At 64.9% G+C, this 21553-nt stretch carries 20 protein-coding genes; 9 read left to right on the top strand and 11 right to left on the bottom strand.

Translation table 11 applies throughout. The features are described 5' to 3' along the window. Nucleotides 1-3 precede the first annotated feature (3 nt). A complete protein-coding gene (locus OEG81_RS08240; RefSeq protein ID WP_264132242.1) occupies nucleotides 4-1113 on the top strand; it encodes an amino acid ABC transporter permease in 1110 nt (369 codons plus the stop codon). Here the strand turns inward: OEG81_RS08240 and OEG81_RS08235 are convergent. Next, the gene (locus OEG81_RS08235) at nucleotides 1110-1799 is read right to left on the bottom strand and encodes a type 1 glutamine amidotransferase domain-containing protein (protein ID WP_264132240.1); all 690 of its coding nucleotides are present in this window, start codon (nucleotides 1797-1799) and stop codon (nucleotides 1110-1112) included. The genes OEG81_RS08240 and OEG81_RS08235 overlap by 4 nt on opposite strands. A gap of 116 nt (nucleotides 1800-1915) precedes the next feature. On the opposite strand from OEG81_RS08235, the gene OEG81_RS08230 reads away from it, so the two are divergent. Together OEG81_RS08230 and OEG81_RS08225 are read left to right on the top strand one after the other, a co-directional pair. Next, entirely contained in the window at nucleotides 1916-2788 is an 873-nt protein-coding gene (locus OEG81_RS08230) for a DUF72 domain-containing protein (protein ID WP_264132239.1), read from the top strand. A gap of 72 nt (nucleotides 2789-2860) precedes the next feature. Then, the gene (locus OEG81_RS08225) at nucleotides 2861-3706 is read left to right on the top strand and encodes an aldo/keto reductase (protein ID WP_264132238.1); all 846 of its coding nucleotides are present in this window, start codon (nucleotides 2861-2863) and stop codon (nucleotides 3704-3706) included. Nucleotides 3707-3728: 22 nt separating this feature from the next. On the opposite strand, the gene OEG81_RS08220 is transcribed toward OEG81_RS08225, so the two are convergent. The 5 genes from OEG81_RS08220 to OEG81_RS08200 all read right to left on the bottom strand — a co-directional run bounded on the left by OEG81_RS08220 (nucleotide 3729) and on the right by OEG81_RS08200 (nucleotide 11859). Continuing rightward, nucleotides 3729-5198: a M20 family metallopeptidase gene (locus OEG81_RS08220; RefSeq protein WP_264132237.1), complete on the bottom strand. Its 1470-nt coding sequence runs from the start codon at nucleotides 5196-5198 to the stop codon at nucleotides 3729-3731. A 57-nt stretch (nucleotides 5199-5255) separates the two neighbouring features. Beyond that, nucleotides 5256-6134, bottom strand: coding sequence for an SDR family NAD(P)-dependent oxidoreductase (locus OEG81_RS08215; RefSeq protein ID WP_264132236.1), 879 nt, complete (start codon nucleotides 6132-6134; stop codon nucleotides 5256-5258). 91 nt (nucleotides 6135-6225) lie between these two features. Then, nucleotides 6226-7410 (bottom strand): acetyl-CoA C-acyltransferase family protein, encoded by a 1185-nt coding sequence (locus OEG81_RS08210; protein WP_264132235.1) that lies wholly within the window; start codon nucleotides 7408-7410, stop codon nucleotides 6226-6228. Between the two features lie 15 nt (nucleotides 7411-7425). Further along, nucleotides 7426-10770 (bottom strand): acetate--CoA ligase family protein, encoded by a 3345-nt coding sequence (locus OEG81_RS08205; protein ID WP_264132234.1) that lies wholly within the window; start codon nucleotides 10768-10770, stop codon nucleotides 7426-7428. Between the two features lie 147 nt (nucleotides 10771-10917). Further along, nucleotides 10918-11859 carry a LysR family transcriptional regulator gene (locus OEG81_RS08200; RefSeq protein ID WP_264132233.1) on the bottom strand — a complete coding sequence of 314 codons (942 nt, stop codon included), beginning with the start codon at nucleotides 11857-11859 and terminating at the stop codon, nucleotides 10918-10920. Nucleotides 11860-12053: 194 nt separating this feature from the next. Here OEG81_RS08200 and OEG81_RS08195 point away from each other — a divergent pair, with 194 nt between their 5' ends. Continuing rightward, complete coding sequence (locus OEG81_RS08195; RefSeq protein ID WP_264132232.1) at nucleotides 12054-13034, top strand: Bug family tripartite tricarboxylate transporter substrate binding protein; 981 nt, start codon at nucleotides 12054-12056, stop codon at nucleotides 13032-13034. A 19-nt stretch (nucleotides 13035-13053) separates the two neighbouring features. Here the strand turns inward: OEG81_RS08195 and OEG81_RS08190 are convergent, their stop codons facing one another. After that, nucleotides 13054-13425, bottom strand: coding sequence for a hypothetical protein (locus OEG81_RS08190; RefSeq protein ID WP_264132231.1), 372 nt, complete (start codon nucleotides 13423-13425; stop codon nucleotides 13054-13056). Between the two features lie 89 nt (nucleotides 13426-13514). Then, entirely contained in the window at nucleotides 13515-14450 is a 936-nt protein-coding gene (locus tag OEG81_RS08185) for a LysR family transcriptional regulator (protein ID WP_264132229.1), read from the bottom strand. A gap of 97 nt (nucleotides 14451-14547) precedes the next feature. On the opposite strand from OEG81_RS08185, the gene OEG81_RS08180 reads away from it, so the two are divergent. From OEG81_RS08180 to OEG81_RS08165, 4 genes are read left to right on the top strand one after another with little or no spacing between them, the layout of a single operon-like run. Further along, the gene (locus tag OEG81_RS08180) at nucleotides 14548-15525 is read left to right on the top strand and encodes a Bug family tripartite tricarboxylate transporter substrate binding protein (protein WP_264132228.1); all 978 of its coding nucleotides are present in this window, start codon (nucleotides 14548-14550) and stop codon (nucleotides 15523-15525) included. A 12-nt stretch (nucleotides 15526-15537) separates the two neighbouring features. Next, nucleotides 15538-16794 carry a CaiB/BaiF CoA transferase family protein gene (locus OEG81_RS08175; RefSeq protein WP_264132227.1) on the top strand — a complete coding sequence of 419 codons (1257 nt, stop codon included), beginning with the start codon at nucleotides 15538-15540 and terminating at the stop codon, nucleotides 16792-16794. 23 nt (nucleotides 16795-16817) lie between these two features. Further along, nucleotides 16818-17756, top strand: coding sequence for an SDR family NAD(P)-dependent oxidoreductase (locus OEG81_RS08170; RefSeq protein ID WP_264132226.1), 939 nt, complete (start codon nucleotides 16818-16820; stop codon nucleotides 17754-17756). Next, on the top strand, nucleotides 17753-18262 hold the full coding sequence (locus tag OEG81_RS08165) for a MaoC family dehydratase (protein ID WP_264132225.1): 510 nt from the start codon (nucleotides 17753-17755) through the stop codon (nucleotides 18260-18262). Before OEG81_RS08170 ends, OEG81_RS08165 begins: the two co-directional genes overlap by 4 nt. Nucleotides 18263-18292: 30 nt before the next feature. Here the strand turns inward: OEG81_RS08165 and OEG81_RS08160 are convergent, their stop codons facing one another. Beyond that, a complete protein-coding gene (locus OEG81_RS08160) occupies nucleotides 18293-19066 on the bottom strand; it encodes a transporter substrate-binding domain-containing protein (protein WP_412034121.1) in 774 nt (257 codons plus the stop codon). Between the two features lie 191 nt (nucleotides 19067-19257). Between OEG81_RS08160 and OEG81_RS08155 the strand changes: the two genes are divergently transcribed. Further along, nucleotides 19258-20064: a DUF72 domain-containing protein gene (locus OEG81_RS08155; RefSeq protein WP_264132224.1), complete on the top strand. Its 807-nt coding sequence runs from the start codon at nucleotides 19258-19260 to the stop codon at nucleotides 20062-20064. A gap of 81 nt (nucleotides 20065-20145) precedes the next feature. Here OEG81_RS08155 and OEG81_RS08150 read toward each other — a convergent pair whose 3' ends face one another. Both OEG81_RS08150 and OEG81_RS08145 read right to left on the bottom strand, forming a co-directional pair. Beyond that, nucleotides 20146-20913 (bottom strand): DUF72 domain-containing protein, encoded by a 768-nt coding sequence (locus OEG81_RS08150; RefSeq protein ID WP_264132223.1) that lies wholly within the window; start codon nucleotides 20911-20913, stop codon nucleotides 20146-20148. 110 nt (nucleotides 20914-21023) lie between these two features. Continuing rightward, complete coding sequence (locus tag OEG81_RS08145; protein WP_264132222.1) at nucleotides 21024-21527, bottom strand: MarR family winged helix-turn-helix transcriptional regulator; 504 nt, start codon at nucleotides 21525-21527, stop codon at nucleotides 21024-21026. Nucleotides 21528-21553 lie beyond the last annotated feature (26 nt).

Here is a 21553-nt window from a genome sequence, read left to right as displayed (position 1 = left end):
GACATGGCACGCGATATCGACACCACCCTCCTCTCTTCCGCCCGCCCCGCGCCCGTGGCGGACCGCGGCCTGGGGCGCTGGCTGCGCGCCAATCTATTTTCCAGCTGGACGAACTCGCTGATCACACTGGCCATACTCTGGCTGGCGATCCTGATCGTTCCCGAACTCTATCGCTGGGCCATCGCCAATGCCGTTTTCCAGCCCGACTTCATGTCCTGCCGCGCCGTGGGGCGTGAAGGCGCGTGCTGGGGCATGATCGCCGAGAAGTTCCGCCTTATTTTCTTCGGCCGCTATCCTTACCTGGAGCAGTGGCGCCCGCTGGTGGCGACGCTGCTCATGGCGGGCATGCTGTGGATCAGCTGCTATCCGCGTTTCTGGCGCAAATGGCTGGCGCCGGCCTGGGCGCTGGTGCTGCTGGCATTCATCCTGATTTTGCGCGGCGGGGTCTTTGGCCTGGAATACGTCGAATCGAACCTGTGGGGCGGCTTTCCCCTGACCCTGCTGCTGACCGTCGTGGGCATCTTCCTGGCCTTGCCCTTGGCCGTGCTGATCGCCCTGGGGCGGCGCTCGAAGCTGAAGGCCATACGCAGCTTCTGCATTTTCTATGTGGAGATCGTGCGCGGCGTACCTTTGATTACCGTCCTGTTCACGGCTTCATTCCTGTTTCCGCTCTTCCTGCCGCCCGAGTACAACATCGATGTGCTGCTGCGCGTTCAGATCGGCATCATCCTGTTCACGGCCGCCTATCTGGCGGAGACCATACGCGGCGGCCTGCAGGCGATCCCCGGCGGCCAGTACGAAGCCGCCGCGGCGCTGGGCCTGGGCTACTGGCAGACCGTGCGCAAGATCACCCTGCCGCAAGCCTTGCGCATCGTGGTCGCACCGCTGGTGAATACCTTCATCAGCACCTTCATGGATACGTCTCTGGTAACGGTGGTCAGCCTTTACGACCTGACCGGAGCGCTGCGCCTGGCGCTGGGCGACCCGAACTGGAAGGCCTTCTTCATGGAAGGCTATCTGTTCGTCGCCGCCATCTACCTGGTGTGCTGCTACGGCATGTCGCGCTACAGCCAGTGGGTCGAACGGCGCCTTGGCGCCGCAAGCCGGCGCTAAGGCATGTCATCGCGCAGCAGCCGGACCAGCGCCCGGGCCGCCGCGTCGGACGAAGCGGGGTTCTGGCCGGTAACCAGGCGGCCGTCGATCACGACATAGCTGTCCCAATCGGGGCCTTTCTCGTAGATGCCGCCCAGGCCGCGGAACTCGTCCTCGATGGAGAACGGCACCACGGCGCCGAGCTTGACGGCGGCTTCCTCGGTGTTGCTGAAGCCGGTCACGCTGCGGCCCCTCAGCAAGGAAGCACCATCCTCCGTCCGCACATGGCGCAAGGCCGCCGGTCCGTGGCATACCAGCCCCATGGGTTTGGCGGCGCGGCCGAAAGCCTCCAGCAGGGCAATCGAATGGCCATCCTCGGCCAGGTCCCAAAGCGGCCCGTGGCCTCCCGGGTAAAAGACGGCATCGAAATCGGCTTCGCGCATGTCGGCCAGCACCCTGGTATGCGCCAGCGCCTGCCTTGCCTGATCGTCGCTGTGAAAACGCCGGGTGGCCGCCGTCTGGGCATCGGGCTCTTCGCTTTTGGGATCGAGAGGCGGCTGCCCTCCTTCGGGGGAAGCCAGCGTCACCGATGCGCCGGCATCCTTGAACACATAGTAGGGAGCGGCAAACTCCTCCAGCCAGAAGCCGGTCTTCTGACCGGTATTGCCCAGGCGGTCGTGCGAGGTGAGCACCATCAGGATATTCATGGAAATACTCCGTGTCGTGGGGCGGAACGGCCGGGCCTGGATATTGCTGTCCGGATGCCGGCTGCCTCATTTCTTTTAGCACAGCTTCATGACAACCGTACAACGGCGTGTAACCTATGGCTCATATTCGTATCGGCATCTCGGGCTGGCGCTATGCGGGATGGCGCAAGGTCTTCTACCCCGACAAACTGGCGCAATCGCGCGAGCTGGAATTCGCGTCCCGGCAGATGCAGACCATCGAGGTCAATGGATCGCATTACGCCCTGCAGACACCGCACAGCTATGCCAACTGGTACGAGGCCACGCCCAGGGGCTTCGTCTTCAGCGTGAAGAGTCCGCGCTACCTGACTCATATGCTGCGTTTCCGGGACGAGGAAAAAAGCACCATCGCCCTGGCCAACTTCTTTGCCTCCGGCCTGTTCCGCCTGCGCGAAAAGCTGGGCCCCATCCTGTGGCAGTTTCCGCCCAGCTTCAGGTTCGACGCAAGGGCTTTCGAGGCGATTCTGGCCGCCCTGCCATCCGACACGCATGCAGCGGCGGCGCTGGCGGGCAAGCATGACAGGCATGTCAAGGAAGTCGACCTGGAGCCGGGCAGGAAGAGGCGCTTGCGCCACGCGGTCGAAATACGCCACTCCAGTTTCTGCGACGAAGCGTTCATCAAGCTGCTGCGCCGCTACCGCGCCGCGCTGGTCGTATCGGACTCGGTGGCCGATTGGCCTTATGCGGAAGACGCGACGTCCGATTTCATCTATCTGCGCCTGCACGGCACCGAGACGCTGTATGGCGGCGAGTACAAGGATGCCGCCCTGGACAGATGGGCGGACCGGATCTCCGTTTGGGCATCGGGGCGCGAACCCGAGGACGCGCGCCGCATCCATAGGAAGTCCCGCCCCCGTGCGGGACGTGATGTATTCTGCTATTTCGACAACGACAAGAAAGTCCAGGCGCCGGTCGACGCGCGCAGGCTGATGGAACGGCTGGCGCGATAGCGCAGCCTGCTGTAGCGGCCGGCCGCGGCTCGATGCGCGGCCCCGGTCTGATTGGAAAGAAGGATGGATGCCATGAAAAAAAACATCTTCGGCGCAACGGGCCGTGCCGTCGCCGCCATCGGCCAGGGAAGCTGGTATATCGACCTCGCCGACCGCAGGCTCGCCATGGACGCCTTGCAGCTCGGGCTGGACCTGGGCATGGACCATATCGATACGGCGGAGATGTACGGCTCCGGCGCCGCCGAGAATGTGATCGGCGAAGCGATCCAGGGCCGGCGCGACCAGGTTTTCCTGGTGTCGAAAGTGCTGCCCGGAAATGCGTCGAGGCGCGGCACGATCAGCGCCTGCGAGCGATCGCTCCGGCAATTGGGCACCGACAGGCTGGATTGCTATCTGCTCCATTGGCGCGGATCCTACCCCCTGGAGGAAACCTTCGCCGCCTTCGAGCAATTGCAGCGCGACGGAAAGATACGCTCATACGGGGTCAGCAACTTCGACGCCGACGACCTGCAGGAAGCGCTGGACGTGGCCGGCCCGGGCCGCCTGGCCTGCAACCAGGTGCTCTACCACCTGAACGAGCGCGCCATAGAGCATGCGGTCCTGCCGTTCTGCCGGCAGCACGACATGGCTCTGGTCGCCTACAGCCCTTTCGGGCACGACGACTTCCCCAAGCCCGGCACGGACGGACGGCGCGTCCTGGACGACATCGCGCAGGCGCACGATGCCACGGCACACCAGATCGCCCTGGCTTTCCTTACCCGCGATGCATCGGTATTCGCCATTCCGAAATCGGCCCGGGCGGCCCATGCGCAGGCCAATGCCCAGGCGGGAAGCATCGTGCTGGCAGAGGAAGAGATCGCGCGCATCGACGCCGCATTCCCTCGCGGCGAGGAGCCGCGCCATTTGCCGATGATCTGAACCGCCCCTGCGGCGCGGCCCGCTATGCGGGCAGGGCCGCGATGGTCTGCGCGACCGCCGCGGTCAGCTTCTTGCCGTAGGGCACATGCAGGAATTCATTGGGGCCGTGCGCATTGGACTGCGGCCCCAGCACGCCGCACACCATGAATTGCGACTTCGGGAAGCCTTGCTGCAGCAGGCTCATCAGCGGTATGGTCCCGCCCTGCCCGATGTAGCCGCAAGGAGCCCCATAATACTGCCGGGATGCGGCATCCAGCGCCTGGCTCAGCCAGGCGGCCGACTCGGGCGCATTCCAGCCCGTGGCGGCGCCCTGGTCGGGCTTGAACACCACCTTGGCGTTGTAGGGCGCGTCGGCTTCCAGCAAGGTCTTGAGCTCCTGGGCGGCCGCCACGGCATCGATCAGCGGCGGCAGCCGCAGGGACAGCTTGAACGCCGTGCGCGGACGCAGGACATTGCCCGCGCTCGTCAGTGGGGGAAGCCCCTCCGCGCCGGTCACGGACAGCGTCGGCCGCCACGTGCGGTTCAGCAAGGCCTCCTGCGGCTCGGTCGTCATAGGCAGCACGAAGCCGCCGTCGGCGCCGCAGCTCCATGGAAAGCGGCGCCAGACCTCGTCGCCCAGGATGCGGGCGGTCGCCCGGACCTGTTCGACGCGGTCGGACGGGATTTCGCAATGGAAGCTTTGCGGCAGCAGCCGGCCTGTGGCACTGTCCTCCAGGCGATCCAGCACATGGCGCAAGATGCGGAAGCTGGATGGCACCACTCCGCTGGAATCGCCCGAGTGCACGCCCTCGTCCAGCACCTGAACCTCCAGCGTGCCCGCCACCAGGCCGCGCAAAGACGTCGTCATCCAAAGCTGATCGTAATTGCCCGCGCCCGAATCCAGGCAGACCACCAGCGCCACCTCGCCCATGCGGTCGCGCAAGGCATCCACATAAGGCAGCAGATCGTAGCTGCCCGACTCCTCGCATGTCTCGATCAGGCCCACGCAGCGCGGCCGAGGTATGCCCTGCTTGTCCAGCGCCATGATGGCGGTCAGCGAGGCATACACGGCATAGCCGTCATCGGCGCCGCCGCGGCCATAGAGCTTGCCGTCCTCGTACTTGGGCGTCCACGGCCCCAGGTCGGAGCGCCAGCCGGAGAATTCCGGCTGCTTGTCCAGGTGGCCGTACATCAGGACGGTGTCGCCGCCATCCTTGCGCGTGGCCGGCGCCTCGAAGTAGATGACCGGGGTGCGGCCGGGCAGGCGCACGACTTCCAGCATCAAGCCCGGCACCTTCTGGGCCTCCACCCATTGCGCGGCATCGCGCACCACCCGGTCGATATAGGCGTTCTGCGCCCAGTCGGCATCGAAGGCCGGGCTCTTGGCGGGAACCGCGATGTAATGGGTCAGCGCGGGAATGATCTGGCGATCCCATTTCTCGTCCACGAAAGCCTGCAAGGCATCGGGATCCAGGGCGGGCGGCAGCGCATCATCGGGTATACGGGCGTTCATGGCGTGTCCTTGGCGAAGGGATATATCCGGATTCTACGCCTCCCTCGCCGTATGGCGTCAACGCGGCCGGGCCAGGGCCTTCGCCAGCTCGTGTTGCGGCTGATCCCAGCCCGAGGCCGGTATGAGTTGGCCGTCTTGCGCCTGTACCTGGTCCAGCCTGCCGCATAGCGCTCTGGCAGGATCGTCCGCGTCATCGATATGGATTCCGCGTGTCATCGTGATGTGGGCGCACTCGAAGCTGCCTCCACCAGCCAGAAGTATCAGGCGCGTGGGCGCGTCCTCATCCACCAGCGCGAGCAAGCCCCGGCTGACGCGCTCGGGGGTCATTACCTGGGCCGCCTCGTCGGGCAGCAGGCCTTCGGTCATTGCCGTCATGGCGCTGGGCGCCAGGCAATTCACGCGCACATTCCGCTTTGCGCCTTCCAGCCCCAAGGTCTGCATCAAGCCCACCAGCGCCATCTTGGCCGCCGCATAGTTCGACTGCCCGAAGCTGCCGTACAGGCCGGACGACGAGGTCGTCATGACGATGCGCCCATAATCCTGTGACTGCATTCGCGACCAGACCGCCTTGGTCGCATTCACGGAGCCCATGACATGCACGTCCAGCACCTGGCGGAACTCATCGAGCGGCATTTTTGCGAATGTCCGGTCGCGAAGAATGCCGGCGTTGTTCACCAGGATGTCGACGCGGCCGAACGCCGCCAGGGCCGCGGCGGCCATGGCCTCCATCTCGTCATAGCGGGTAACGTCGCCGGCGCACCCGATGGCCGCGCCTCCCGCCTTGCATATCTCGTCGGCCACCGCCTGCGCCGATCCGCCCATGTCATTGACCACCACCTGCGCGCCATGGCGCGCAAGCTCCAGTGCATGGGCGCGTCCAAGCCCCGCCCCGGCACCGGTCACAATGGCCACCCGGCCCTTCAATCGTCCAGACATGCTTTCTCCTTTGTCTTTCGGCCCGCCGCATTCGGGCCGCCTCGCCATACGGCGCACGGCCGGCATGAAAACCGATATGGCAGCCGGCCCATCAGACCCGCTCGAAGACGGCCGCGATGCCCTGGCCGCCGCCTATGCACATGGTCGCCAGGGCATAACGGCCACCGATACGGCGCAGCTCGTAGAGCGCCTTCGTAGCGATGATGGCGCCCGTCGCTCCCACCGGATGGCCCAGCGATATCCCGGAACCGTTCGGATTCACCCTTTCCGGATCGAATCCCAATTCCTGGCTGACCGCGCACGCTTGCGCCGCGAAGGCTTCGTTCGACTCGATGACATCCAGGTCGCCGACTTTCAGTCCCAGGCGCTTGAGCAGCTTGCGGGTGGCCGGTATGGGGCCCGTGCCCATGATGGCCGGCTCAACGCCGGCATAGGCGTAGCCGGCCAGCCGGCCCAGGGGCGTCAGCTTCTGCGCTCTGACCGCCTCGCCGCTGGCAAGCACCAGGGCGGCCGCGGCATCGTTGAGGCCCGAGGAATTGCCCGCGGTCACGGTGCCGCCGTCGCTCTTGAAGGCCGGCTTCATGGCGGACAGGATATCAAGCGTGGTGTCGGGCTTGACGTGCTCGTCCACGTCGAACCGCCGGCTGCCCTGGCGGGACGCAATCGCGACGGGGACGATCTGCGCGGCGAATCGGCCCTCCCTGATGGCCGCCGCGGCGCGTTGCTGGCTGCTTACGGCCAACTCGTCCATCATGCGCCGCGTGATCCCAAAGCGTTCGGCGACGTTCTCGGCCGTCATGCCCATATGTATTTTGTGAAAGGGGTCATGCAGCGCATGGAGCATCAGGTCGAGCATCGGCGTGTCGCCCATGCGCGCGCCCCATCGCGCGGACTGCATCAGGTATCCGGCGCGGGACATGGACTCGGCCCCCGCGCCGACGGCCACCTCGCAATGTCCTGCCTGAATGACCTGCGCCGAGGACACGATGGCCTGCAGGCCCGATCCGCAAAGGCGATTCACATTGAATGCCGATACGTCCGGCGGCAGCCCCGCTTCCAGCGCGGCGATGCGGCTCATGTAGATGTCGCGGGGCTCGGTCATGATGACGGTGCCCATCGAAACGTGGCCCACGCTATCGGGCGCCGCGCCGCTGCGCGAGACGGCCTCGCGCACCGCGGTGGCCGCCAGCTCGCAGGCCGGGACATCCTTCAGCGCGCCGCCAAAGCGCCCTATGGCCGTGCGCACGGCGGATACGATATAGATTTCCTTTTCCATGTCGTGGCCCTCCGCTCAGTCCACTCGCCGCAGCGGCGGGTAGTCGAAAGTGGCTTCAAGGTGGGCCTGTCCCGGATGGTAAAGCCGCATGGTCAGATAGAAGCCCTCCCCCGCCGGCGCGGGAAGCCAGTTGCCGCCGGGCCCCGGATCATCGGCCTGGATGGAGATGCTCAGGCCGCCATCCGCATCGTCCACCAGGCCCCGGGTCCGGTCGCCGATGGAGTGCCGTCCTATGGGATTGGCCACAAGCAGGCAGTCGCTGCGGCGATAAAGCGTAATGGACCAGAACGCCCCCACTTGCGGCCTGGCGCCCGGCGGGAAGCGCAGGACATAGCGCCGCGCGCCGCTGAGCGCTTCGCCCTGGGCATCCACTTCGGCCATGATGTACATCGCCTCGTCGATGCCCAACGTCCCTATCCAGTTGCGCGCGACCCGGGCCCGAGTCAGGATATCGTCGCCGAAGCTGGTGCGCACGCTGACGGCCGTCGTCCAGCCGCCGCCCAGTTCGGAAGGCTGCGCGACCTCGCGCAATTCGGTATAGACATCGTCCAGGGCGTCCTGCAGCTCGCCGAGTCCGTCCGGCAGCTCGGGCAGCGGCGTGGGCGAAGGATTGCGTGCCAGCATCGCCGCCAGCACGCGCCGATAGTCGCCGGCGTCCGGCACCCCGGTGCCGCGATCGCTCAGCAGGCAGTCGATGCGGGACAGCGCGGGCGTTCCATCGGGCCTGCGGATGGCGTAGCGGTCCTGCAGCGCATGGGCCCGTTCCAGATCGGCCGGATCGGCATCCGCCAGTATCCGGCCGATGATCCAGACATCGTCGCCCGGCGCGCTGATGCGATGCATGCCCGAGGGCACATCCCCGGTCCAGCCGGGCCCATGGACGAACAGGCGCTGCTCGCGGCTTCCGGTGGTCCGGCATCCCGCATAGGCCCACGGATTGGTCCACGCATCCAGAAAGCCCAGCACCCAATAGCGCTCGCCCATGTCGGGCACGTCGATGACCAGCGGCCCCGCCGACAGGTCCAGCCACGCATTGGTGAACAGCGTGTCATTGTTGGGCGTGACGACTTCCTTGTCCTCGGGGCCGCGCAGGCGCCTGGTGTGGGTGAACTGATTCACCCAGCGCATCCTCGATGCGGGGCTGTCGCCGGCAAAACCTTGTGTCGGATGCTTGCGCGCCGTATTCGAAGCCCGCATGCGCGCCATCTCGAACAGAGGCAGGGTGGCCATCACCGCCTGCCGGGCCGATGGCGGCGGCGCCGAGGGCTCGTCACGGGTCAACAGCACCGCGTCCAGGGCCAGCGCGCCCTGGCCCTTGGGCAGCACGACAAAAGGATTCAGCTCGACGGAATCCAGCAGGGTGCCGGCCGAGAGGGCATAGCGGGAAATGCGCACAATGGCATCGGCCAGGGCATCAACGTCCGCCATGGGAGCGCCCCGGAAACCGCTGAACAGCGGCGCAATCTTGAGTTCCCCTATCATCTCCCGGGCCTGCCCGTGGTCCACCGGCGCCAGGCGGAAAGAGACGTCCCCCATGAGTTCGACATTCACGCCGCCCGAGCCCAGCATCACCACGGGGCCCAGCACGGGATCGCGGCGCACGCCCAATATGCATTCCACGCCGCCGCGCACCATGGGCGCCACCAGCACGCCGTCGATGTGCGCATCGGGCGCCGCCACCCGTGCCGCAGCCATGATCCGATCATACGCGGCGCCCGCCGCGTCGGCATCGGGAATGTCGAGGACAACGCCGCCGATGTCGCTCTTGTGCGTGATCCCGGCCGAAAGCACCTTCATCGCCACGGGAAACCCAAGCAGGCGGGCACCAGCCATGGCGTCGCTCCGGGAGGATGCGCGATGAACGGATACGGCGGGAATGCCGAAGCCGCGCAACACATCGAGCGCGTCGGCCTCGTTATACGGCCCCGGCCCCAGGGCGACGGCCTCGGGCGCGGCATCGAGGACGGCCGCCGGCCGCTCTGCCTGCTTCCGGAAGAAGCCCATGGCGGCCAGGACGCGGATGGCCCTGGCAGGGTCTGGAAAGCACAGGCAACCCAATGCTTCCAGCGCCCGTTGCTGGGCGGTGTCGGCCAGCGTGCTGAACATCAGAAGCCGCCCCGGATAATCGCGCCGCAGGTCCCGCGCCAGATCCCTCTGAATTTCCTGCATGGCCGGCGTGCCGCCGAATGCCGCAAGGAAAACAAGCAGGCTGCCGTGGCCCGCCTCGTCCAGCATGGCACGGGCGGCGGTTTCCAGCAGCTCGGGCTCGGCCGTCACCTGGCCGGTGATGTCAACCGGGTTCTGCGTGGCGGCGAACGGCACGCGGGCCCGGATGATTTCCTGGGCGGCAGCCGGCAGTTCGGCCACGTCCAGTCCCGCCTCGGCCGCATCGTCCGCCATCATGACCCCGACTCCGCCGGAGACGGTCAGCAAGCCGACCCGCGTATTGTCCGGTATACCGGACACCGCCAGGCAATGGGCGATGTCGAAAAACTCTTCGATGGTTCGGGCCCGCCAGGCGCCATGCTGGCGAAATAGCGTTTCGTAAACCGCATCGTCGCCCGCCAGGGCGGCGGTATGCGACGCGGCCGCCTTGGCGCCCAGCTCGGTCCGGCCCACCTTTACGACCACGACCGGCTTGCCGGCCGCATGCGCCCGATCCAGCGCCTGCCGCAGCTTGCCGCCATCCCGGCATCCCTCCAGATAGGCCATGATGACCTGCGTGGCCGGATCACCCGCCATCCAGGCGATGCAGTCGGCCACATCGATGTCCGATTCATTGCCGGTGGTCACCCATGAGGACAGTCCCATGCCCCGCTGCTGCGCCATGGCGTAGGCATAGGCGCCGAATGCGCCGCTCTGGCTGACGATCCCGATCTTGCCGGGCGTGGCCACGCCGACCGAGACCACGGGGGAGAACGTCGCATAGACCGATCGGGCCACGTTCATGAAGCCCAGGCAGTTGGGACCGAGCACACGGATGCCGGTGGCCCGCGCCCTGTCCGCGAACCGGCGCTGCGCGGCGGCGCCCTGAGTCCCCATCTCCGCGAAACCCGCCGAGAACATGACAATATTCCTCACCCCCGCCGCGATGGCATCTTCCAGCGCCGCCTGCGCGCTGGAGGCGGGAATGGCGAAGATGGCCAGATCGATCGGGCGGCCCACCGCCTGCAATGAGGCGTAGGCGCGGCGGCCTTCGATCTCCCGGGCCCGCGAATTGATGGGATATATCTCTCCCGCATAGCCATGCTCGACAAGATACCGTACGGGCACGGCGCCGATCTTGCTGGAAACGGATGAAGCACCGACGATGGCAATGGAGCGAGGGGACAAAAAGGAATCGAGGTCTGGCAAGATCATGGGGGCTACTTGGTAAAGGTTCAGGAAATGCCGTTGCATAACTGCCGCCGGCGTCCGCAAGCACGGAGCGCCCGGGCCTGAACACAAAGATACCCGCCCTCTTTTTATAAGACAAGACGAGATTTATGATCTATTTATAAGTTGAAATTATTTATTGACGCGCTGTGGCGCGGCCGGACGGGCGGACGGGCCCTCATCCCAATTCTTTGCGGCTTCAAGGGTGAAATCGAGAAAGCTCTCCACCGCCGGGGAAAGCGAGGACCGCCCACGAACGAAGATGGCGATGCGCCAGGTAACGGTGGGCTGGCGCACCGGAAGAAAAACCAGCCCGAATCCTTCGACCAGGGATCGCGCCATCGAGGGGCAGATCACGTAGCCGGGCCTCACCCGCAACAAGGACAGGGCTGTGTTGACGCGATGCACCGGAACGATCTCTTTCGGATGATGCCGCGACGGCACGTTGCTGAGCACATTGAGCGCCAGATTGGGCATGTAGTTGATCAGCGGCCGTTCGCGCAGCTCCTTCCAGCTGACCGAGGCGCCGGCCGCGAGCGGATCGTCATGGCGCAGCGCGACCCAAAGCGGATCGATGCGGATCAGGTGGGCCTCGACCGCGTCATCGGCCAATACGCCCGCCGGCCCGAAGCCGATATCCGCCTTGCCGCTATGCAGTCCCGCCAGCACCTCTTCTATCGGCACGTCTTCGAAGCGCACGTCGACACCGGGATGGCGCTCGCCGTAACGGGCGATGAGTTCGGGCAGCAAAGTGCAGGACAGGGTTTCGGGCGCCGCCACGCGCACCAGGCCACGGCGCAGCTCCTTCAGGTTGGTCACGCTTTCCAGCGCATCGTCCAGGCCGGCCAGCACCCGCCGGACCATGGGCTCGAATTCGGCCCCGACCACCGATGCGCTTACGCTGCGCGTATTGCGGTCCAGCAGCCGCACGCCCAGGCGGCTCTCCAGCTCTTTGACCAGGCCGCTGAGCGCCGCCTGCGACAGATGCATGGTGTCGGCGGCCTCCGAAAAGCTTCCGCACTCGAGCACAGCGACGAATGCGCGCAATTGCCTGAACGTTACCTCAATTGCCATGAAGCATCCTTTTCGCCTTTTTTACCGGGCAGGTGAAAATGCATTTATAAGATAAACCTTTAGGTTCTCAAGAATTTGCAGCTTGTCCGAATAGAACCCGGAAACCTATTATCGCACCTTGAAGCCTTGCGGAACCGCTACCGCGGATGCCGCGCCGGCTTTTCATCTACTATTCGAACGCCCAGGAGACAAGCATGAAAATGAATCGACGGACACTGCTGCGTGCTGCCGCAGCCAGCCTTTGCGCCGGTGCCGTGCCACGTGCCTTTGCACAGGGTGAATGGCCGGCCCGCGCGGTGAAGATCGTCTCGCCCTACGGCGCGGGAGGCCCCAACGACATCTCGGCGCGGCTTATCGGCGAGTACCTGGCGCGCCGGCTGGGCCAGCCCTTCGTCGTCGAGAACAAGACAGGCGCCGGCACGCGGGTAGGCAATACCTACGTGGCCAATGCCCAGGCCGACGGCTACACCATTCTGTATGCCGCGGCTCCCTACTCGACCCTGGAGGCGCTGTACGGCAAGCTGGGGTACGACCCCAGGAAAGACCTGCGTCCCGTCGCCATGGTCGCCACCGTTCCGCTGTTTCTTGTGGTGAATGCGGACACGCCGATAAAGACGGCGCAGGACTTGATCGCCTATGGGAAATCCCAAGCCAATGGCCTGACCTTCGGTTCCCCGGGCTATGGCTCGCTTCCCCATCTGGCCGAGGAGCTGCTGCTCAGGGATTCGGGAGTAAAAGGCCTGGCGGTCCAATACCGGGGCGACGTGGCGGCCTACACCGATCTGCTGGCAGGCCGTGTCGATGCCACCCTGACCGCCATCACGGCCGCGCTGCCGCATATCGAGAGCGGCAGGCTGCGGGTCATCGGTGTCGCCTCCCAGTCGCAAAGCGAGATCTATCCGCAGGCAGCCACCTTGCAAAGCCAGGGCCTGCCCAATGTGGTCGCCGCGGGCTGGTACGGCTTCATGGCGCCGGCCGGCGTGCCCGACGCCATCGTCGCCCGCCTGGACTCGGAGATCAACCAGGCACTGCGTGATCCCGACATGAAGAAGACCCTGCTGGCGCAAGGCATGGAACCGCAGCCGGGCAGCGCCGCCGAATTTCAGAAATTCATTTCGGCGGAAATGAGCAAATGGGGCGACGTGATCAAGAAGGCCGGCATCAAGGGCCAATGAAACTGGCCCGCCGACCGCGTCATCGCTGCGGCGGCGCCTTGGACTTGGACGACGGTGCCGACTTTCCGGTTTCACTCGGCGCTTGTTCAACCGTCGTATTGGTGCTGCTGCCACTGGACGACCGATTGCTCGCCGTGCCGCTGTCGCTCCTTGGGTTCGTCGTGGCCGCGGGCTCGGCCGGCTTGTCCTGCGCAGGGGCGGAGCTCTCGTTGCGAGGCGGCTCACGCTTCGCGCCCGTGCCGCCGGCCAGCCCGCTGGGATGAGTGGATTCGGCCTGCTGCGCGGCGCCGGCCGCGCCCGAGCCTGACAAACCTTGAGTGCCTTGGGCGTACACCGTCGAAGCCAGTGCGAGGGGCAGCGAACACAGGGCGATTGCGATGGATCTGTTCATGATTTTCCCGGTGATGGTTGAATGACGTCGCCACAGCGCAGCAAATCTTGTGCCTTGCGCGATTCCATCCCAGGCAGGGCGATCACCCTTCACTCGAGCCCCAGCGCCTCCTTCAACAAAGCGATGCGGGGGCTGAATGGTCCTTCCCGGAAAATCAGGGCCACGACACTGGAAGGCGGTTCGGGCATTACACGTATCTGCTTGACGGAGCCCGCTTGCAACGCGCTGTGCTGAAGCAGCGCCACGTCCGGGACGATGCCTATGCCCAGGCTGGCGGCAACGAACTGGACGCTGGTCGTCGGGCTCGTGGATTCGATCACGGGCAAAGGAACAGGCACGCCGGCATGCGTAAAGCAGTCCTCGATAAGCTTGCGGCCCATCGAACCTTCGGCCGGCATCACCCATTTCTCCCGCGACAGGCGAGTCCAGTCCACACGCCGTGAGCGGACCAGCGGGTGCCCCGCCGCCGCCACCACGGCGAATTGAACCTCGAACAGCTTGATGTACTGAAAGGCGTCCGCCTCGGATTCCAGCATCCGCAAAGGGAAGGTGGTGATCAGCGCATCGAGCTCGCCGCGCCGGAGCGCAAGGATCAATGCGGGCACCCGGTCCTCCCGCAGTTGCACCCGTACGGGCGTCTCGCCTTGCACCAGCCTGGCAATCACGCCGGGCAAGTAAGTCTGGGCCACGAACGGCGGCGCGCCGATCCGGACGCTGGCCGCATAGCGATCCGCTGCCGCAGCCTCGGTACGAAGATGGCCCAGTTCCTCCAGCAGCAGGTTTGCACCGCGAAGCACCACCTCTCCCTGTGCGGTCAGCGTCAAGCCGCGCGCCGTGCGCAAGAACAAGGCAAAGCCGAATGCATTTTCAATTTCCGTCAGCGCCTTGCTCAGTGCCGGCTGGGTCAGGTTGAGCGCCTGGCTGGCGGCCCGGAGGCTGCCCCTGGCTTGCACTTCCCTCAGCAGGCGAAGGTGGCGAAACCGCAGCTTGGCTACCAGATGGTCCGGCTCGATGGGTGCGCTCATTCAAACTCATAAAACATTAAGTTATCGCTATATAAAAATATATCACTTTTTCTATTCACTCCAATTCACTATCCTTAATGCATTACAAGGAGACGATATGCAACGCCGCAGCTTCTGTCTTGGCGCCCTGGGCGCAAGCCTGATGCTCAACACCAGGGCGCGGGCGGCCGAAACCTACCCATCGAGGGCGGTGCGCATCATCGTGCCCTACGCCGCGGGCGGGGGACCCGACATCATGGCCAGGCAGTTCGGCCCCAAGCTCACCGCCACCCTGGGACAAGCCGTCGTGATCGAAAACAAGGTCGGGGCGGGCGGCGTGCTGGCTGCCCAGTACGCCGCCCAGGCGCCCGCCGACGGCTACACGGCGCTGCTGGGGTCGAACTCGCACCTGATCCAGAAGGCCCTGCAGCCGAGCCTGATGTTCGATCCGGTCAATGATTTTGTGCCGGTCACCCTTATCGCCACCTCTCCCACCGTGCTGGTCGTGGCCGCCAACTCGCCCTATCGCACAGTGCAGGACCTTATTGCCGCATTGCGCGCCCGCCCGGGCGAGTTGAATTTCGCCTCTGGAGGCATTGGGTCGGGCGCCCATCTGGGCGGCGCGACCTTCGTGTCGCTGCTGAAGGCGAAAGCGGTGCATGTACCGTTCAAAGGCTCGGTGGAAATCCCCATCTCGCTCACGCGGGGCGACACGGACTTCGCATTCACCATTGCGGGAACCGCCATTCCGCAAGTCAAGGGCGGCAGCCTGCGCGCCCTGGCCGTATCCAGCCGCGACCCCATGCCACAGCTGCCCGGCATCCCCACGCTGCATGAAGTCCTGCACAGCGACCTGGCCATCCAGGAGTTCTGGTTCGGGTTCTGGCTGCCCCGGAAGTCCCCCGCGAAGGCGGTCGGCAAGCTCTACAGCGCAACGACGGCGGCCCTCAAGGACGCTTCCATCAAGAGCATGTTCGAGGCCGCGGGTAGCCGCGCGGTCCAGAGCGACAGTCCAGAGGATTTTGCCGCGTTCGTGCGCAGCGAGTATCAAAAATGGGCTGAAATCATCAAACTTGCCGGCATCTCCGTCGGCTGACCGGAATCGTTCATGTCTAAGCCGCTCGAAGGCGTACGCGTGCTGGATCTATCACATGTGATCGCCGGCCCCCTCGCCTCCTTCTACCTTGCGCAACTGGGTGCCGAAGTCATCAAGGTGGAGCCGCCGCTGGCCGGCGAGGTCCTGCGCTCGATGAAGGACGGCGCGGACACCGACACGCCCACCGGATTCGCCGCCATCAACGCCGGCAAACAGTCGCTGGGGCTGGATATCAGAACGCGGCAAGGCGCCGAACTGCTGCGCGGCCTTGCCGCCTCGGCCGACGTCTTCATCGAGAACTTCCGGCCCGGCGTGGTCGCCCGGTACGGGCTGGACTATGCGTCCATAAAGGCGGGCAAGCCGGACATCGTCTACTGCTCCATCTCGGGATTCGGCCAGCAAGGCGAATGGTCGCAACGGGGCGCCTATGACCATGTCGTGCAGGCGCTGACCGGAATGATGATGATGTCCGGCGAAGGCGACGATGCGCCGCCGCTCAAGGTCGGCTTTCCCGTCATCGACGTGGCGGTCGGCATGCTCGGCGCATTGTCCATCGTCGCGTCGCTGCACCGCAGATTGCGCGAAGGCAGCGGCCAGTACATCGACGCATCCATGATCCAGGCCTCCCTGATGCTGATGTACCCCAACAGCTGCGCCTATCTGAGCGACGGCACGCCCACCCGCCGCGTGGGTAACCGCGGCTACACGGGCAGCCCGGCGGCCGACACCTACCGGTGCGCGGACGGCTGGCTGGCGGTCGCCGCCAACACGCCGGCCCAGTTCCGCAAGCTTGCGGCCATCATCGGGATCGGGGAGCTGTGCGAGGACGCGCGGGCGCTCGACCTCGCCGCATTCAATCTTCCCAATGGATTCGTCGTGCCGAATGATCGTGAGTACGTCATGGAACGCCTGCGCGCCGCGTTCGCGACCCGTGCCGCGGCACAGCTCGAGGACAGCCTGAGCCGGGCCGGAGTGCCCGCGGCCAGGGTGAGAAAGCTCGAGGAATTCCTTGATGAGGTCGATGTCACGGGCTGTGTGAAGCTGCCCGACCACATTTTCCACCAGGGCGGGCGCGGCCTGCGGACTCGCGGAATCGGCTTCGCCTTCGATCAGGACGGCGAGCCCACCCCGTCCGGCGCGCCGTCGCTGGGCCAGGATACCCACGCCGTATTGTCCAGAGCGGGCCTGGATGACAAGACCATCGCCGAACTCGAGCGTGCCGGGATCATCCGGACGCGAGCCGATGCGGCCACACCTGTGGCCATCTGATGATTTCAAGAACCGGAGCACCCATGACGCAACTTCTGCAAGGCCGCAACGCCATCGTGACCGGGGCCGGCCGCGGCCTGGGCCGTTCGCATGCCCTGGAACTGGCACGCCATGGCGCCCGGGTCATGATCAACGACAAGGGAGCGGACCAGCCGGGCTCCGAAGCGCAGGCCGTCGTGGACGCCATTCGCGCGGCGGGCGGACAGGCATGCGCGCACGGCGCCGATGTGACCGATCCGGAACAGGTCCGGTCGATGACGCAGTCGGCCATCGATCAATGGGGCCGCGTCGATATCCTGGTGAACAACGCAGGCGTCCTGCGCGACAAGAGCTTCGCCAAGATGAGCCTGGAGGAGTTCCGGCTGGTGATGGAGGTCCATCTGATGGGCTCGGTGCATTGCACCCATGCCGTGTGGAACGCCATGCGCGAGCAGAACTATGGGCGCATCGTGATGACCACTTCCTCATCGGGCCTCTACGGCAACTTCGGGCAGTCCAACTACGCCGCGGCAAAGATGGCGCTGGTCGGCCTGATGCAGACCCTGGCGCTGGAGGGCGAACGGTATGGCGTCCGCGTGAACTGCCTTGCGCCCACGGCCGCCACGGCCATGACCGAGGGCCTGCTCGACCCGCAGGCGCTCGACATGCTTTCACCCGCATCGGTCAGCCCCGCCCTGATTGCCCTGGTCGCGGAAAGCGCGCCGAACCGGACCATCCTGATGGCCGGCGCGGGAAGCTTCGAGCAGGCAAACATCACCATGACCCACGGCATATGCCTGAACGAGGCCGAATTGTCGGCAAGCGCCCTGATCGGCCGTCTGGATGAGGTGTCCGATCGCGAAAATGAAAGCGTGCCCGCCACCGGCTTCGACCAGCTGCGCCACGAGATCGCCAAGGCCCAGGCATGCCGCCAGTCCGGCACGCCCGAAGCGCAGGCGATCCAGGCCAGGCGCGCGCCATGACCATCGACACGCTCCATCCGTCATCGGCGATCCGGCGGTTCGACTCGGTCCGGTCCCTCGTCGACTTCATAGGCCAGCCGGCGCTGGTGTCCGAGGCCGTCCTGATAGACCAGGAAACCATAGACCGGTTTGCCCTAATCACGCGCGACAGCCAGTGGATCCATGTAAATCCGGAGCGCGCGGCGGTGGAGTCTCCATACCTGCATACCATCGCGCATGGCTTCCTCGTGCTGTCCCTGCTGACGTACTGGCAGACAAGCTGCATTGCCTTTCCCGGCGCCGCCATGGTGCTGAACTACGGTTTCGACAAGGTCCGCTACACCGCGCCCGTCCCGTCCGGTTCCCTCGTATGGGCCAGCTTCGCCCTGGCGCGGGTTGTGGAAACGCGGCCCGGCGAGGCCCGTTGCTCATGGGATGTCACGGTCGAAGTCAAGGATGCGCCGCGGCCATCGGTGCATGCCGATTGGCAGACCATGGTCAGGTATCGGGAAGCAGGGCCGGCTTGAACCGGAAGGCCGCCCTGCCCGACTTCAGCCCTACTCGAGCCAGCGGTCTTCCGCCTGATCAAGGACGTCGCGTTCATCGGCAAGGTCCCAGGCAAACTGCATGACCCGCAAATAGTCGGCATCGTCGATCGGCAGCATGAAGCCCAGCTGGTTCTTGGGCGTCAAGGGGTGGTCGACGAAGATGGCGGAAAGGCGGGGGTCGGCCTTGCTGTAATGCAGCGCTTCGTATGTCTCGGTAATCATGACATCGCCCTTGCCTTCGGCGATCAGCGCTGGAATCTCCGCGTTCTTGTCATGAGTGCTGACTTGCGCTTGCTTCAGGTTTTCCAGCACGAACTGCTCATTCGTGCCGCCCGGGTTCTTGATGACGCGAACGGAAGATTGATTCAGGTCGGAGACGGACTTGTACTTGGACGCCTCGTCTTTGCGGACAAGGGCGACTTTGCCGAACGGCGCATAGCCGGGCAGCATGGCCGCCCGGCGTATGCGGGCGGCGTTGCGGGTGATGCCCCCGATCGCGACATCGAACTTGTCCGCCAATAAATCCTTCATCAGATTGGGCCAGGATGTCTGCACGTACTCGACCTTTACACCCAGCCCTTGCGCCATGGCTTCCATGACGTCGATGTCGTGGCCCTCGTAACCTTTGTCCGTCTTGATGGCGAACGGCCTGTAGTCGCCGGGGGTGCCGACACGGATCACCTTGCTGTCCAGAATGCGGTCCAGGCGCGGGCCGGCTTGCGCCGTCGCGGCAAACGCCGCCGCCATGGCCAAGCCGATGAAAAAGCGGAGGAAATGTCTCATGGTAAGCCTCTTTTGATGTCAGGTTGAACGTTGGCCGGTGCGGACTGCTCCACGCGCCGATGCAATGGAACTATACCCTTCGGTCCGCATCCATCAAACCGTGTTTCGGCACGGAGCCGGCAATGGGAAGCGCGCGGCGGGATCGCTAATTGCTTCGCCCGTCACGGCGCATATCGAGCATGGGCATACTTATGAACCAGAAAAGCGGCGGCATGATCCGGATCGGCATAGGCGGATGGACTTACGAGCCCTGGCAAGGCGCCTTCTATCCCGAAGGGCTTCCTCGGAAACGACAACTCGAGCACGCCAGCCAGCGGCTTACCTCGATAGAAATCAACAGTACCTACTATGGCGCCCAGAAGCCCGAAAGCTTTGCCAAATGGTACGAACAAACGCCCGATGACTTCGTCTTCTCTGTAAAAGCGCCCCGCTACGCGACCCATGGAAAAGTACTTGCCGACGCGGGAGAAAAAATCGAACGCTTTATTACCGGCGGCCTGGCGCAATTGAAACACAAGCTCGGCCCGATCAATTGGCAGTTCATGCCGACCAAGGTATTTGATCCCGCGGACTTCGAAGCCTTCCTTAAAATGCTTCCGCGGGACATCGACGGCCTGGCACTGCGGCACGCGGTCGAAGTCCGCCACGAAAGCTTCCGGACGCCTGAATTCATCGAGCTGTCCCGGCGCTACGGCGTCGCGGTGGTGATGGGGGCCGACTCGAAGCACCCGCTTATCGCGGACGTCACGGCGCCTTTCATCTATGTTCGGCTGATGGGCACACAGCCCGGCGAGGCGCTGGGTTATCCCTCGCGCACCCTGGCGCTTTGGGCCAAGCGCGCAAAGGCCTGGGCCGCGGGCGCAACACCCGACGGCCTCCCCCGGCTTGCATCCGCCTTGCCCGACGCCGGCCGGCGCGATGTCTATGTTTACGTGATCAGCGGACACAAGGTGTCCAATCCTCTCGCGGCGATGTCGCTCATCAAGCGCGTGAAGTGAGCAATGTCACCGGACATGGCCTCCGCACCGGGATGGCGCAGGTGAATGCCATGGTGTGCGCACCGCCCGGTCGCCTGCGTGCTAAGCCATCGGCTTCAATCGCCGCAGCAGCGTCAGCGCATTGGGTATGGCCTCGCCGCGCGCGGTGTTGTCGAAAATGCACCAAACCTGCCGGCCTGAACGGCGCGCGCCGGCAATCTGCAGGGCAACAGCGTCGATGAATGCATCGCTGTACGCCGAATAGTAGATCTCGGGCGCGCCATGCAGGCGGATGTACAGGGTGCGCGAATCGCCGATGGGCTCGACGCCGGATATCGGCAAGGGGTGCGCCTGAACGCAGCCCACACCCGCGTCCTTCATCACGCCGGCGCCCTCCGGAGTAAACCAGCTTGCATGACGCGGCTCGCATACTATGGGCGTGTCGACAAGGCCGCGCAGCATGGAAAAGAAACTCTGTGCCTGGTGCATGTTCAGCGCCAGGCTGGGCGGAAGCTGCAACAGCAGGCATCCAAGCTTGCCGCCCAGCGCGGCGGTCTGCTCGACGAACGCGGCCACGGCGGCATCCGCGCCGCGCAGCCTGAGCTCATGCGTAATGGTCCGTGGAATCTTGACGCAGAACCGGAAAGCGTCGGGTACGCTCGCGGCCCAGCGGGCATAGGTTTTGGCCTGATGCGGGCGGTAGAAGGAAGAGTTGATTTCCACCGAGGGAAATACCCGGGCGTACCGCTCAAGATGGCTGCCCTCGGCGGGAAAATGCGCAGCCACCTTGGAGGACAGCGCCCATCCGGCGCACCCCACGTAAACCGGTGGCGCGGCGGAACAGCTCGTCGTGGAGGTAGTGACGGTCATGGTAGCCATCAAAAGGTTCTGGTCACGGATCGTGCAATCATCATCCTAGACCGCTCTTCTCGGGTCAAGCCATACGCATGCCCATCGGCCGAAGTCCATTTCTTGCCCCTTCACCTCTCTTCCGGATCAACGTCCACTAGCGGATCGTCCTCCAGGGCGTCGGCAAATTTGCGCATCGATCTTACGAAAGCATCGAGCTCCTCCCTGCTCCAGTCCTTGAAGATCATATTCCCCATCCGCTCGCGCGCAGCGTCGATGCGGTCCGTCATGGCCTTTCCCTTCGCGGAGACGACGGCTTCGCGCACGCGGCGATCAAGGGGGCTTTCCCGGCGCCGCACCAGCCCCTGGCTTTCAAGCTTGGCAACCTGCCGGCTGATCGTGGTGTAGTCGCGTCCTGAACGCTCGGCCAGCTCCACCACGCCGATCGGCCCCAGCCGCTCGATGCTCACGAGCACGGAGAACAGCGCCCGATCGAGCCGGATACCGGCCTTCTCGATCATCTTCTCATCATTGCGAGGCCGGTTCATCGCACTGACGATGCTGATCAGCGCCCCGTGCAGCACCCTCATCTGTTCGGAAATATGTGTATCTTGCACTTTTTTCTTGGATGGCATAGCATGGCTCCTATTAGGTGCATATT

Source organism: Pollutimonas sp. M17, assembly GCF_025836975.1.
Taxonomy (GTDB): domain Bacteria; phylum Pseudomonadota; class Gammaproteobacteria; order Burkholderiales; family Burkholderiaceae_B.
The sequence above is the reverse complement of the archived record's forward strand: the minus strand, read 5'-3'. Positions and strand labels throughout refer to the sequence as shown.